Annotated in this window: 7 protein-coding genes; 2 read left to right on the forward strand and 5 right to left on the reverse strand. The window is 48.4% G+C overall.

Features of this window, described 5'->3' with window-relative positions; all coding sequences use genetic code 11:
* Positions 1-11: 11 nt before the first annotated feature.
* Positions 12-1076: a DUF1573 domain-containing protein gene (locus KSW37_RS05040; RefSeq protein WP_217313524.1), complete on the reverse strand. Its 1065-nt coding sequence runs from the start codon at positions 1074-1076 to the stop codon at positions 12-14.
* A 41-nt stretch (positions 1077-1117) separates the two neighbouring features.
* On the reverse strand, positions 1118-6595 hold the full coding sequence (locus KSW37_RS05045) for an alpha-2-macroglobulin family protein (RefSeq protein ID WP_217313523.1): 5478 nt from the start codon (positions 6593-6595) through the stop codon (positions 1118-1120).
* Positions 6596-6754: 159 nt separating this feature from the next.
* Between KSW37_RS05045 and KSW37_RS05050 the strand changes: the two genes are divergently transcribed.
* Together KSW37_RS05050 and KSW37_RS05055 are read left to right on the forward strand one after the other, a co-directional pair.
* Positions 6755-9250: a GH36-type glycosyl hydrolase domain-containing protein gene (locus KSW37_RS05050; protein ID WP_217313522.1), complete on the forward strand. Its 2496-nt coding sequence runs from the start codon at positions 6755-6757 to the stop codon at positions 9248-9250.
* 905 nt (positions 9251-10155) lie between these two features.
* Positions 10156-10569: a hypothetical protein gene (locus tag KSW37_RS05055; RefSeq protein WP_217313521.1), complete on the forward strand. Its 414-nt coding sequence runs from the start codon at positions 10156-10158 to the stop codon at positions 10567-10569.
* A gap of 184 nt (positions 10570-10753) precedes the next feature.
* Here the strand turns inward: KSW37_RS05055 and uxuA are convergent, their stop codons facing one another.
* From uxuA to KSW37_RS05070, 3 genes are all read right to left on the reverse strand, one after another.
* Positions 10754-12025, reverse strand: coding sequence for a mannonate dehydratase (gene uxuA, locus KSW37_RS05060; RefSeq protein ID WP_022121373.1), 1272 nt, complete (start codon positions 12023-12025; stop codon positions 10754-10756).
* Positions 12026-12058: 33 nt separating this feature from the next.
* Entirely contained in the window at positions 12059-13648 is a 1590-nt protein-coding gene (locus tag KSW37_RS05065) for a mannitol dehydrogenase family protein (protein ID WP_217313520.1), read from the reverse strand.
* A gap of 248 nt (positions 13649-13896) precedes the next feature.
* Positions 13897-15213, reverse strand: coding sequence for a DNA recombination protein RmuC (locus tag KSW37_RS05070; protein ID WP_217313519.1), 1317 nt, complete (start codon positions 15211-15213; stop codon positions 13897-13899).
* Between the last annotated feature and the right edge of the window lie 73 nt (positions 15214-15286).

Here is a 15286-nt window from a genome sequence, read left to right on the forward strand (position 1 = left end):
TCGTTTTTAATTCATTGTACATTAATCTTCACCACCACCTTAGCATGGTCAGGATCATTCGTAATCATGAGGATACGAGGGTGTCTGACACGCGATTTCTTCAAGTCGGCAGCCACAGCCGTCACCTTCATCTTAACGGTCTCTCCTGGCTGAATCTTACTCTTCTTCAGGTTCACCTGCAAGCCCATCGTAAACATCTGCATGCTGCGGATATCCAGTTCCGACTTACCCTTGTTGGTAATCAGAATCTCACCCTTCAGCTTCTTCTTTCCATTGAAACTACCCAGATTGAGGTCGGTGGCAGACATCTCTATCTTCGGAGCCAGTGCCTTTTTGGCTGGAGTCATGTTCTCGAAACCAGGAAGAAGAACGGCTGATACCACGATTTCCTTCTCAGGCGCAATCTTATCGCCAGGACGCTCACCGAGATAAATGGATGTCTGGTTCAAGCCCAGGTCACGCAGTTTCTTGGAATCCAGCACGAAACTGATTTCGGCTGAATGACGCGGAGCCACCTTGGAAGGCGATACGAAAGCATGAAGATAGTCCGGAAGATGCATCACTACCGGCTCCAGTAATTCGTCGGTAGGATTGAAGATATGAATGCGCTGAACCGGACGGTCGCCACGGTTCACGTCATCAAACTCTACCTCCTGGGCATCACTCTTGATGGCACCCAGCATCTCATCGTAAGGACCAGCGAAATCTACTACGCTGCCCACTACCTTTCCCCTCATAGAGAGGATGAACGGCTCTTCATCCGCATTGGTATAGAGGCAAACCTGCTTGGTGAAAGTACCCATCTGCTTGGCATCGTATACCGCCTTGATGACGAAACTTTCGCCAGCAGCAATGCTCGTCTTCGGATAATCAACCTCCGTACAGCCGCAGCTTTTCAACACATTGTTGATAACCAAAGGCTTGCGCCCATCATTCTTCAGCACGAATTCGGCAGTTACAGGCTTGCTGAACACCACCTGTCCGCAGTCTACCACCTCGTGCTGGGTTGTAATCTTCTGTGCTGATGCAGGCAGCGCCAACAGCGCTGAGAGCATCCATATATTCATCCGTTTCATACTATTCTATTTTAAATTATCAATCTATAAACTATAAACTTTTAATTGTTAACTCTCAATTCATAAGCCTCTGTGCGGCCACCAAACTCCGGACAGTAGGTACACTCAGCAGTGCAAGTTCCGCTCTGGTAGTCGCCCTTTCTATCCACGTAATACTCCATTTCTACGATGTGCTTACCTTTAGATAAACGATCGAAATAGAAATTTGTTGCATAATCTCTTGGAGAAACATAGCAGCCTATGCCCCACTGATAACCGCTCAACTGGTTAACTGGTTCCAGACATGCCGCACGCTTATCCGTAATCTGCACGAAGTCGTAGTCGCGGTCGGCGGTGATGATCAGCGTTACCTTCACCTTCTCGCCTACCTTCGCCTGCGCCTTGCCCTTGCCCTCAGATTCGGCAGGAACGATGACACGGCGAATCTTGATGCCCGACTCCATGGAACCGATTTCGCTGACAGGCTGCTTAAACTCTGCATAGACAGCACCCCAGCTGGTATAATCGCTCTTTTTGTCGATGCTCAGTCTAGATGCCTTGCCCGTTTTTTCGGTTTTCACATAGCCCAAAGTAGTGGAATCCTGCGGCATCGGCAGCAGCTTGCCATCCAGTTTCAGCACGGCATTCTCAGCCTTCCTGCTCCAGTTGTTCTCATTGCCTTTCATAAAGGCGTAAACAGCATCCACGGTGTTCACCGGCGTATCCCAAACCTGGGTGCGTTTCGACATCAGGAGCCAGCGCTGCAGTTCCTCTATGGTCTGCTTGTCGTTCGGCTTCAGCATCTGCATCGCCTCTATTACGGAAACCTGGGTTGGTATCTTGTAGTTTCTCCAGCTGTAGAGTGCCTTGCGGGTATCGTAGTAGCGGCCCATCTCCTCACGGTAAACGGCATATTCGTTCACGCTCTGCAGATATTCGCCTGCCTTCTCGCGGTAGGCAGCATTCTGCTGGCTGTTCCTGGCGAGCACCACGGCAGCCCGCGCCTTGCCATAGATGGAGAAATCACCGGTCATCTTCGACATCTTGTCCAGGAGATAAGCCTTATCCTGCTCCAGATTCTGCTTCATCTTTCTGCCATCCATCGAAAGAATGTAGAGATAATGCAGCGCCTGTTCGCTAGGATTCACCTTCTGCTTTTTCTCCTCCTGCTTCTTCATTTCTCTTACTTCCTGAGCGGTCTGCAGAGAGAGATAGTTCAGAGCCGAAGTCAGCATCCGGGCGGTTGATTTCTGCACACCTGCGATGGCATTCAACCGAACCATCATTTCGGCTACCGACGTAGTCATATACCGGCTGCCCTTCATGCCTTTCCACCAGGAGAAGGAACCGTTAGGGTTCTGCAAGTTCTTCAGCTTCTCCACCTGATTCTGCAGACGGATGCTCTCCTGAGAGAGATTCTTCTGAGAATGATTATCCAAAGAGAGAGTCTTCTGGATATGGGTGGTGATGGTATTGGCGTAGATGGCAGACATCAGCGAGATGGCGTCCTCCTCATCCGGATTACTGATGGCTGGCAGCGCCTTCACCATCAGCCAACTAGGATTGTTGGTGTACTCGATGGTTACCTTTGCATCTTCAGCGCCCTTCGCCTGCTTGCCCTCCTTGTTCAGGAAGAGTTTGCTCAGGTCGAAGTTCTGCTCACCCTTCTGATGCAGGGTGATAGGCAGGGTGTTCACCACGAGTTCACGGTTGCTCAAAACCGGCAGATAGTGCTGTTCACCATCGCTGTAGCCATTACCGGCAGCCACCACCTTATTAATATATACGCCTTCTTTCAGTCCCTGGACATCAAAGGAGATGGTAGCAGAGCCCTCGGCATCGATGCTGTAGTTCTGCGTCTTCTGCCAAACCACCTTGTTGGTCTCCGGGTCGAGAATCTGCATACGGGCGTTGCCACTCACCTTCTTGTCGGAAGTATTGAAGAGTTTCACCACGATGGTGCTCTTATCGCCCTCACGCAGGAAGCGAGGCATGTTAGGCTGCACCATCACGGTCTTCTGAGCCACAGCCTCATCCACCAGCAAACCGTTGCGCATCTCCTTGTCATGAGCCAATCCCATGAACTTCCAGGTAGTCACGCTCTCTGGTAGGGTAAATCTGATGGCTACGTTGCCATTGTTGTCGCTCTCCAAGGCAGGATAGAAGAAGGCAGTCTCGTTCAGGTTCTCGCGCACCTGCACCTGGTCGAGGAACAGTTCTGCATCAGAGCCAGAACCGCCGGCAAACTGCGGCATCTCCTCTACTACATCAAAAACCTTGTTGGCAGATGGAGCAGCCGCTGCAACACGGGTCATATTACTCCCACGAATTTTCATGACTTTCGCTTCCTCTCGAACCAGCTCGTCTTTCTTTATACGAACAGCCTCTACGGTTCCGCCAAGAGAACGTTCCAACTTGCTCAGCTCCACCGCTTGCATATAAGCATAATAGCTAAAGAATTTGCCATCAAACTTATCCACATCCAATTGCTTCTCATCATAATACTTGGTAGGATAAACGCCATTCAAGTAAAATGGGCGGAAAGTGAGGTTGTGCTTCCAGTAGCAGTCTGGCAAACTCTGATAGAAGCCCAGGGAGAGATTCCAGGAATGCGGGGCTATCTGGTCGAGCGACTTGTCATAGAGTACGCTCATCAGCTGCGCCTTGGCTGGCTTGCCGTCAGGGGTGGTAATCTTCAGCGTCCACTCCTCCTTCTGTCCAGGGGTCAGACGGTTGCGGAAGGTCTTCCAGGCGATATTCAGTTTCTTCTCAGGCAAAGGACGGGCGATGCTCATCATTCGGGTATAGCACTTGCCTTGCTTCACGAAACTATAGTTCAGCACGATGCCCGATGCATATTCCTCCTTGTAGGTGAAAGGCAGAGTCACGATACTGTCGCCCAACTCCCAGGCGCCCTTCTCCAGCAGTTTGTTGCCGGCGATGATGGAATATACGATGTGCGCTCCGTTCTCCGAAGAGCCCACCTGGATATAGACAGGCTTGCCATCACGAGGGAAGGTCTTCGCCGTCTGATAATACCATTCGGTAGTTGGCTCCACCGGATGGGTATCCTTCATACTGAAGAGCGTGAACTTCTGCTGTAGGGTATCCTGTCCGCAGATTGCCTCCAACTGATGAACGCCAGATTTCCAAACAAAGGCAGAAGATGCAGAAGAAGCATATTCCTTGATAGAAACCGGTGCATTCGCCTCGGCATCCTTCCATTCGCCCTTATCAATGCGATATTTCAACCTGCTCGAAATCGGCATACCACTGGCATTGCGGTAAGCGAAGGTAACTGTCTTCAGACTGTCTGCCTCGATACGCTTAGGAAGATTCACCGTGAGGATGGTTGGCTTGGTGCCCAGAGGCAGACTCATCACGCCCTCGTGGCTTTCGCCGCTGATGTCGGTAACGATAGCTGAGACCTCGAAGTTGAAGAAACGGGCGATGCGCATGAAATCGCTCATATCAGCCTCGTCTTTTCCTGACAAGGAAGCCTCCAGCGGAATTTCCACATCGAAGGTTCCGTCCTCACGAGTCACGCAACTGTCTGTCTTTACCAACTGTCCGGCAGAGCCTGCGCCCCACCACCAAAGCTGGTTTCTGCGAGTCACCTGATACTCCACCTTGGCACCCTGCACAGGCACACCAGAGTAGGTCTTGGCTGTAGCCTTCACCACTACAGTATCGCCCCAGTTATATTTCTCGTTCACCTTCGGGAAGGTAATCTCGAAGGTTGGACGCTTATACTCCTCAACTCTGAAATATTCGCTTGCGGTACCATTCACGGAGATGGAATACAGTCCCGTCTGTCCCTCCTTCGGCAATTCGAAATCTACGGAAGCCGTACCGTATTCATCGGTCGTAGCCTTCTGCTCAGCCACCTGCTTCCAGTTAGGATCTCGCAGGATAAAATTCAGTTCCATGCTCTTGCCAGGCACACTGGCATCCAAGCCCTTCTTCACGATGTAGGAAATGGCTGAGGCATGCACGGTCTGACCCGGGCGATAGATGCTGCGGTCGGTAAACAGCTGATGTTCAATCTTATCATCCTTCCGTTCGTAATAGCGGTCACGAGAAAGATAGATGCCCTTGGCAGGCGTAAACTTATCATTGCTGGTGGAAATCAAGATGTTTCCATCCACATTCTTGAAGTAAGCCTCTCCGTTCTCATCGGTCGTCAAGCGGGCATGAACCGTTCGTTTGTCCTTCTTCATGTTGAAACCATACCACTGGTCATAGAGTTCTATCTTCGCCCCAGCGATAGGCTGTCCGTCAGTAGCATTCACCACCACATAGCGATGCTTATCATCAGGCAACTGCTGAATCATCACCGCCAGATTGCTGACATAGAAGAGTTCTCGCTGCGGAGCGATGCCGGTATTATCCGAAGTCACCTCCATCAGATAGGCACCCAGCGGCAGATTGCCACCGATTTCGATGGAATCCTTCACCTCTTCGTAATCCGGACGACCATAGTAGTTGCGGCTGAAATCCTTCTGATGCAGCTTCGTAGTCTTCTTCAGGAGCATCTTATAGGTAGCCTCATTCTGCGCATTATAATCGTTATCTGCCGTAATATTGAGGCGGGAGATGCTGATTTTCAGGTTCTGGAGATTGCGCACGTTCAGCTGTACCCACGCCTTCTCCCCAGGTCGCAATACCTGTGGCATATCCTTCACCCGGAACATCGGTTCGGTGAGTCGCTTCTGCGCATTTCTCAGTTCGTTCATTCTCGACCATCCACCCCAGCGGCTCAGCGCATAGTTGATATAGTTGAGCTTATCCTGCGGTTTGGCATCGGTAGCACCTTCCATGAAGCGGAAATGCTCCACGGCAAGTTCGCCTGCCTCCGGAATATCCTGATAAACCTGGATGAGCGAGTCGATGGTCTGCAGATACTTCGATTTCTTCACCTCTCTCACGTCGTCCTGGCGGTATTTCTCGATGAGCTTATAGGCACAGAGACATGCCGCACCCCTATTTTCCACCTTATTATAATAGGTGTACAGCTGCAGATACGCCTCCTTGCTGTCTGCCTCGAATCCGATGAGATGCAGCAGATCGTTGTTAAAGGAACTGCCATCCACGCCCTTCAGCGTCAATGGAACATACTCTGTAGATGCATGTCGAGCTAGAAGTTCAGGCTGTTCCAAGGCCTTCTTGAAGAACTCCTGGCTTTTCTTTTCGTTCATATCACAATACACCTTACCCAGCACGGCATATCTCACCGCCTTCAATGCCGGGTCGTTCACCTTCAGCACCTCGGTTTCCATCCGCTTCAAGTTAGGCGAAAGCGAGTCAGCAGAAATCTCTTTCCAGAGAGTCATCTGCCTCATCTCAGCCGCCAGCAGCTGCCCGTAATCTTTGGCAGCCGAAGCCTTGGCGATGATTTTCTTCATCACCGCGATTTCGCTCTTAGGCTGGTCCTTCTGAGCAATGATTTCAGCTTGTTTCCACAAGTTGTCGTATGTCTGAGCCGCTACCTGCATCGTAGCAAAGAGGGCTATCAGAAGTGATAAAATGTTTCTTTTCATAAGCCAACTGTATAAAATGTTTATAGAATGATGATAATCATCAAACTTTTCATTGCAAAAATACAAAAAAAAACTGTTTTCTAACCTCGAAACTGAAACTTTTTACTATCTTTGCACCAAATTATTATATTTTACTTAGAAATAAACATTAAAAAAACAATGGCAGAGAAAAAGTACGGTCATTTTGATGACGCCAATCGCGAGTACGTGATTACTGACCCAAAGACCCCATGGCCTTGGATCAATTATTTGGGTAACGAGGATTTCTTCTCGCTCATATCCAACACAGCAGGTGGTTATTCCTTCTACAAGGATGCCAAGTTCCGTCGCATCACACGTTACCGCTACAACGGTGTGCCGATGGATAACGGCGGTCGCTATTTCTATATCAAGGATGGTGATACCGTATGGAACCCAGGGTGGAAACCTTGCAAGACACCGCTCGACAGCTACGAGTGCCGCCACGGCATGAACTATACCCGCATCACGGGCAGCAAGAACGGCGTAGAGGCAAGTGTGCTCTTCTTCGTTCCGCTCCATACATGGGCTGAGGTGCAGAAGATGACGCTGAAGAACCAGTCACAGGAGGTGAAGACTCTCAAGGTGTTCTCCTTTGCAGAGTGGTGCCTCTGGAATGCTGCTACCGACATGGAGAACTTCCAGCGCAACTTCTCTACGGGCGAAGTAGAGGTAGAAGGCTCTACCATCTATCACAAGACCGAATATCGTGAGCGCCGCAACCACTATGCTTTCTATACAGTGAATACCGAGATTCAGGGCTACGATACCGACCGCGAGAGCTTCATCGGACTCTACAACGAGTTTGCCGAGCCGGAAGCCGTGATGGAAGGCAAGCCACGCAACAGCTTTGCCCACGGCTGGAGCCCTATCGCATCTCATTATATCGAGGTTACCCTGCAGCCAGGCGAGAGCCGCGACCTCATCTTCCTGCTGGGCTATGTGGAGAACGAGCAGGACAAGAAGTTCAGCGCCAAGAAGGTAATCAACAAAGAGAAGGCTCATCAGCTTATCGCCCAGTTTGATACCACCGAAAAGGTGGATGCTGCCTTTGCAGAACTCAACCAGTACTGGGATAACCTGCTGAACATCTTCACCGTGAAGAGCGGCAACGACAAGTTAGACCGCATGGTGAACATCTGGAACCAGTATCAGTGCATGATCACCTTCTGTATGTCGCGCTCGGCAAGTTTCTTCGAGAGCGGCATCGGTCGAGGCATGGGCTTCCGCGATTCCAACCAGGACCTCGTAGGTTTCGTTCATCAGATACCTACCCGTGCCCGTCAGCGCATCATCGATATCGCCAGCACCCAGTTCCCTGACGGTGGCTGCTACCACCAGTATCAGCCGCTCACCAAACGCGGCAACAACGATATCGGTGGCGGTTTCAACGACGACCCATGCTGGCTCATCTTCGGTACCGTAGCCTATATCAAGGAGACGGGCGACTTCTCTATCCTCGCTGAGCAAGTGCCTTTCGACAACCAGCCAGGCACAGAAGTAAGCCTCTTCGAGCACCTCAAGATTTCGATGAACCATGTTATCAACAACCTGGGTCCACACAAGTTGCCACTCATCGGAAGAGCCGACTGGAACGACTGTCTGAACCTGAACTGCTTCTCCTGGGACCCTAACGAGAGTTTCCAGACCACCGAAAACAAGGGCGAAGGAAGCAAGGCAGAGAGTCTGATGATAGCCGGTCTGTTCGTGGTTACCGGCAAGGATTATGTGGCTCTGTGCAAGCAGCTTGCCAAGGAAGCTATGGAAAGCAAGGAGGGCGAAATAGCCGGTCTTGCAGAGGAAGATTATTTGACAGAAGCCGAGCGCATGCAGCAGGCTGTAGATGAGATGAACGAGGCTGTGAAGCAGCATGGATGGGACGGTGAATGGTTCCTCCGCGCTTACGATTTCTTCGGCAACAAGATTGGTAGTGATGAGAACGAGGAAGGCAAAATCTTCATCGAGAGCCAGGGCTGGTGTACGATGGCTGGTATCGGTCTGGAAGAAGGACTCTGCGATAAAGCACTGGATAGCAGCAAGAAACGACTGGAATGCGAGCACGGAATGGTGCTGAACAACCCAGCCTACACCACCTATCATGTAGAAATGGGTGAGATTTCTTCTTATCCTGAAGGCTACAAGGAGAACGCCGGTATCTTCTGCCACAACAATCCTTGGGTCATCATCGGAGAGACTGTAGCCGGTCGAGGCAACGATGCCTGGAGCCATTATACCAAGATTCTGCCTAGCTATGTAGAGGAAAAATATCAGACACTTCACAAGGTAGAACCTTACGTAAACTGCCAGATGGTAGCCGGTAAGGATGCAGCCAAACCGGGCGAAGGAAAGAACTCCTGGCTCACCGGTACAGCGGCATGGATGTGGTATACAGTATCAGAATTCATCCTCGGCATCAAGCCAGATTATGAAGGTTTGCTCATCGACCCTTGTCTCCCAAGCACCGCTAAGGAGTATGAGGTAACCCGCAAGTTCCGTGGTGGCGAATACCATATCACAGTAAAGAATCCTAGCGGAAACCAGAAGGGTGTGAAGCAGATTACAGTGGATGGCACTCCTATCTCAGGCACCATCATTCCTTGCTCTGAAGGCAAGCATGAAGTAGTGGTTGAGATGTAAAATCAGCCAAATTTCATCAAGTTACGATTTGAAAGTTCAATGTAACGAAACTCCTTTTCACACCCATGCCCCCTGTTTTAGGGGGCATGGGTATCACAATAAACACTTGACGCCCTAAAACAGGGCGTCAAGTGTTTTATTTATCTGATAATCTGATACTTAACTTTTAACATAAGCACATATCCAACACTATTAAGAGAAAGATTCAAAGTCCCTATCATTGACTCAGTTCCTCAGTTACTCAGTTCCTCAGTTTTTTTCTAGGGGGTATATAGCCCTTATAGTTCAAAATTGTTTTAAATTGTTATATATTATATATTATTATATATATATTTATATATATATAATAAACTTCTAAATAAAGGAAAAAGTGAAGGGTCAGAGAAAAACTGAGGAACTGAGTAACTGAGGAACTGAGTCATTGCAGTAAAAACATCATAATCCTCGTAAACACCTGATTTACTGCTTAACTCTATACTTTAAGAGAGCAAAGCTATGAGTTGCTACCCGTAAAACTATGAGTTGTCACCCCGAAAACTATGAGTAAGGAAGTTTAACGACTTTCAATCTGAAAGCACATTTCAAACATTTTCTTATCACACCCCCAAATTTGGCAGTATCAGAGAAAAGTTGTATCTTTGCACGGAATTCCATCCATTCCTTCCATTCCATCCATATCTACCATACCTTCCAACTCCTTCCATACCGTTCCTTCCATACCGCTCCTTCCATGCTATCCCCACAACTCCTTCCGCCCAGCTTCAGCACGCGTCTCTCCATCCGAAGTATTAAAAGGAAAAAGATAAAAAAGGTATGGCTTTTCGAGTTATTTTTTGTACTTTTGCAGCCGATAACGCATTTTGCGAACAAAACAGGATTCTTTAAAGAAAAGAAAGGAAATAACAATGAAGAAAATATTATACTTTGTGGCAGTCCTGGCTGCTGCATCCTTTATCACTACGATGGGTACCAGCTGCAAGTTTGCACCCGATCAGCATGACGGCGACACGGTAGCTGCCAGCGAGTTTTACCCGATAGATACCTCTGCGGCTCATGCCAAGAAGATGGCGAAGATTGCTGCCATCAAGAACGGAAAAGACAGTGTAGGCATCTATTATGTGGGCAGCAATTCTACCAAAGACCTCATCGAGCTCGTATCCTATCCTTCACGCCGCGACACGATGATGTACAGCAAGACCCGACACATCAAGGTGAAAGGCAATGCCGACATCAACCACGTGGTTCGTGTAGACTTCTATCTGCATAACGGCAAGGATTCATTAGTGAAGTATGTGGAGGAGGTTAAGGCAAAGAATTAACCTCAAACGCCCTATAAAGCCCTTATAACAAACAAGTAGCCTACCCATGTACGGCAAAACGCCGTACATGGGTAGGCTACTGGGAATTCAAATAAAACAAGCAAAAAAAGCTAGCATGCACGAAATGCATACTAGCCTATTTAAAAATATCTAACCTGAATTTCAAATCACTAATAACTAATCACTAATCATAGAATCCCGGCTGCTTATACTCAATGCCCAGTTCATCATCTACTGTTGCGATGACACCCTGAATCTGACCCATGGCAAACATACGGCCGAGGAGAGTGTAACCGGCATTGTGACCATGATTGCTCTCATCGAATACGCCACCTGGCTCATCAGTGAAGGTCATACCATGGTCTACTCGCATTGGCAGACGACGGCCGGAATTGCACTTGCCTTCCTGCTCAGCCTTCTCGAAGATGCGGCAAAGTTCAATGAGATGGCCGCGACCACCCAAGTGAGAAGCCTCTGTAAAGTTGCCGTTAGGGAAGATGTAGCAAGAGCGCAGATGAACAAAATGAGTGCGGTCAGCAAACTGCTTAGCCATTGCCACACAGTCGTTGTGCTCGCCGGCAGAGAATGAACCTGCACAGAAAGTCAGACCATTGTGCTTGTTTGGCACAGCATCGAGCATCCACTGGATATCCTCGGCACGACCGATGATTCTTGGCAAGCCGAATACAGGATAAGGAGGATCGTCTGGGTGAACACACATGTTGATGTCGTACTCATCGCAGATAGGCATGATAGCCTCCAGCCAGTACTTCATGTTCTCCTGCAACTTCTTCTTGTCGATGCCATCATAAAGCTTCAACAGGTCGCGGAACTTCTGGACAGGAGCCGAATCGCCCTCGCTGAAGTTACCCGATACGAAGCCCTGGGTCTTGATGATGATATTCTCTACCAGGGCATGATCCTGCTCTGGTGTAGAAGTCTTCTTGATTTCATCAGCCTCAGCCACGAGGTCTCTGCCCCACTTGTGCTCCTTAGAGAACTCAGCCCAATCCTCACGAGCGCCTTCACGCTGCAGGATATAGATATCAAAGTAGGCAAATTCGCCCCAGTTCATATAGAGGTTGTTGGCTCCGTTAGGATTCTCATGTGCCAAATCGGTACGAGCCCAGTCTAATACAGGCATGAAGTTGTAGCAGATGCACTTGATGCCTTCTTCGCCCAGGTTGCGGAGGCTCTCCTTGTAAACCTCAATCTGATGATCACGGTCAGGACCACCATATTTCAGGGTTTCAACAACAGGCAAAGACTCTACCACGCTCCATTTCATACCATAAGACTCGATGTACTCCTTGAGTTCATGAATTTTCTCGCGTGTCCAAACCTCACCCAGAGGAACATCGTGCAATGCTGTTACGATACCCTCAACACCTATCTGTTTCAACTGTGCAAGAGTGATCTTATCTTTCTTGCCAAACCAGCGCCATGTTCTTTCCATATATATTATATAATGTATAAGTTTAAAAATGAATTATCTTGCAGCAACATACTTATGCAATGTCGCTCTTACTGCACCCTTACCGGCAAAGAGTTCCTTCACCATGCCCTCAATCTGCTCGCCGAAGCCAGCCTCATAGAGATCGAGACCGAACACATCCTTGCGGGAATAGAGGTTCTTGAGGCAAGAGTAGTCCTGATCAGCCTTGCCTACCTCAAGAGGAGCTACGATAGCCTGGAGCTCTGCCAACAATGGGTCAGAAGATGGCTCAAATGGCTTCAGGTTATCATCCAATGCCTTGAGATAACGGGCATAACCTGCCAATACCAGAGGAATCAACACAAGGTTGCTCTTGTCGAGACCGCGATCGATATACTTCTTGATAGTCTCACCGAAACGGATAGAGAGTTTCTGGCTGGTATCGGTAGCGATACGCTGAGGAGCATCTGGCATGAATGGGTTAGGCAGACGCTTGTTGATAACGGTGCCGATAAACTCGTATGGGTTCAATACACCTGGATCTGTCACTACTGGCATTGCCTCGATATAACCGATCTTCTGGATGAATGAACGCAAATCCTCATCAGCCATCTCGGCAGAAATCAAGGTATAGTCGAGCATGCAACCATAGATTGACATCGCTGTATGGAGAGGGTTCAGACAGGTGGTTACCTTCATGGTCTCAACCTCATCTACAGTCTTGCGGGATGTATAGAGCGCACCGCCTAACTCCAATGGCGGACGACCGTTGGTATAAGTATCCTCGCAAACGAGATACTGCACTTCCTCGGCATTTACGAAAGGAGCGGTGAAAGTATGCTTCTCGGTGATAATCGTATTGTTATCCTCGAAACCATCCTCAGCGAGCATCGCCTGTACCTTCTCGTGTGGACGAGGAGTAATCTTATCAATCATAGACCAAGGATAGGTAATCTTGCTGCTGTCATTGATATAATCTACGAAACCAGCCTCTACGATACCATCCTGTGCCCAGCGCTCAGCATAAGCCTTTACGCCAGCCTTCACATGGTCGCCGTTGTGAGAACAGTTGTCGGTAGACTGAAGAGTAAGTGGCAACTTGCCTGCCTTATAACGCTCATAGAGAAGAGCGGTAAGCTTACCCATAGCAAATACTGCATCAAGACCACGTGCCAGATCAGCATCATTATAAGAATATCCCTTCTCGGTGATGGTGAAAGTAACCATCTGCAAAGTTGGAGCCTGGAAAATCTGAACCAGACGCGCCCAGTCGTCAGCAAACTGCTTGTCAGCCTTGATACTTTCGGTAATAGATGCGATAACCTTCTTTTCGATAGTACCATTAGACTGGAGGCTTACGAGAAGAGAAAGATTATTGTAAGGACGATAAACCTTATCGATAATTTCGTAGTCGAAGCTTTCAGCAACAATAACACCACGATCGTACTTGCCGGTGTTAAGTGCATCGTTAAGAATAGCAGCAGGGAACGCACGGAAGATGTTACCTGCACCAAAGTGAACCCAAGTAGGTTCATCATGTGTCTTCTTAGCTACAGCAGCAATATCATACTTAGGGAGCTCATAACCTTTGGCTTCCCATTCTGCAGCTTGAAAGTTGTTAGAAAGAATGTCATTCAGTTTCATAATTAATAATTATTGATGTTGTTTTATGTAAATTATTACCTTTTTATAAGCAATACAATGATTCCTCTTCTGTTGAGTCGGGGCAAAATTACGAATTTAATCTGAAATACCGCTCCTTTTTAGAGATTATTTTAAAATATTGAACAATCAGAAACACAAATTGAACAATTAGAAATGTTACGGTAACAAAAAAAAATACTTTTCGCCCTGTTTCCATTTTAACCGGTAGTAGACTATTTGTATACATTTTACAGATTATCCAGTTCCTTGATCTGCTTTTTCGGTGTCACTCCAAGTCCCTTCAGGCTCTCTACCCTTCTCATCACATTGCCGGTGCCGTCATAGAGTTGCTTCTTAGCCTTATCAAAAGTACCCGAAAGGCGGGTTATCAGATCTCCGATGCCCAGGAAAGTATCTTCGAAGCCTGCCACCTTATCATACAGGTCAGCAGCCGTCTTCACGATTTTCTCCACATTCTTGTTCTGCCGGTCATACTGCCAGAGATTATACGCCAACTGGAGCGCCATGAGCAGATTGCTTGGTGAGATGATGATAATCTTCTTCTGATAAGCATAACGGCTGAGATCAGGCTGCTGCTTCATGGCTGCGATATAGCTGGTCTCGTTAGGAATAAACATCAGTACGAAGCCGATGGCATCATCCACCAGTTTGGAATAGTCTTTGGCTGCCAGTTCATCGATGTGCTTTCGTACGCTCAACGCATGTGCCTTCATCAGGCGTTCCTGTTCAGCCTCATCTTCAGCTGCCAGAGCATCGGAATAGGCGGTAAGCGAAACCTTGGAATCGATGACCACACTTCTGCCTTCCGGGAATCTGACGATGACATCCGGACGGTAGTTCTTTCCCTCTTCATCTTTCGTATTCTCCTGAATGAAGAATTCCTCATCTTTACGAAGTCCGCTGTTCTCCAGGATGGTTTCCAGCACCATCTCGCCCCAGTCGCCCTGCATCTTGCTGTCGCCCTTCAATGCCTTGGTCAGGTTGGCAGCATCGGAGCCAATCTTCTCGGTCTGCTCCTTCAGGTTCAGTACAGCCTGCTGCTGTTCCTGCTGGAAGAGTTTCATCGTTGCCTCGAAGGTGTTCTGCAGTTCTTTCTTGTTCACTTCGTTCTGGGTCTTGCTCTCCTCTACCGATTTCTTGAAATCAGCAAACTGTTCCTTGATAGGTTTCAGGAGTTCATCCATCTGCAGACGGTTGTTTTCCTGCAGAGCCGACTGCTTGGCAGCCAACTGCTCAGCCGCCACCTTCTGCTGTTCTATCGTCATTCGCTGCATTTCCTGCTTCAGGCTCTCGAGTTTCTGTGCCCACTGCTGGTCGCTTTCCGCCCTGAGTTTCGCCGCATACAGCCGCTCGTTCTCCATTTGAGATTTCATTGATTGAACCTCAGAAGCATGATGCAGTTTTATCTGTTCGATGTTAGCCGCCAGCACCTGAGCCTTCGCTACGAGCTGGGTTTTCTCCTCTCCCGCACTTTTTGCTTCCATCAGTTTCCCCACGAAGAATCCGATGGCAAGCCCTATGATGATTCCAATTACTATTTCCATTTATCCTTGTTTTGAATGATTCTGTAAATCTGCAAAAATTATGATTTGCAAAAGTAATCATTTCAAGACATAA

It is taken from the genome of Segatella copri (assembly GCF_019127135.1).
Lineage (GTDB): Bacteria > Bacteroidota > Bacteroidia > Bacteroidales > Bacteroidaceae > Prevotella.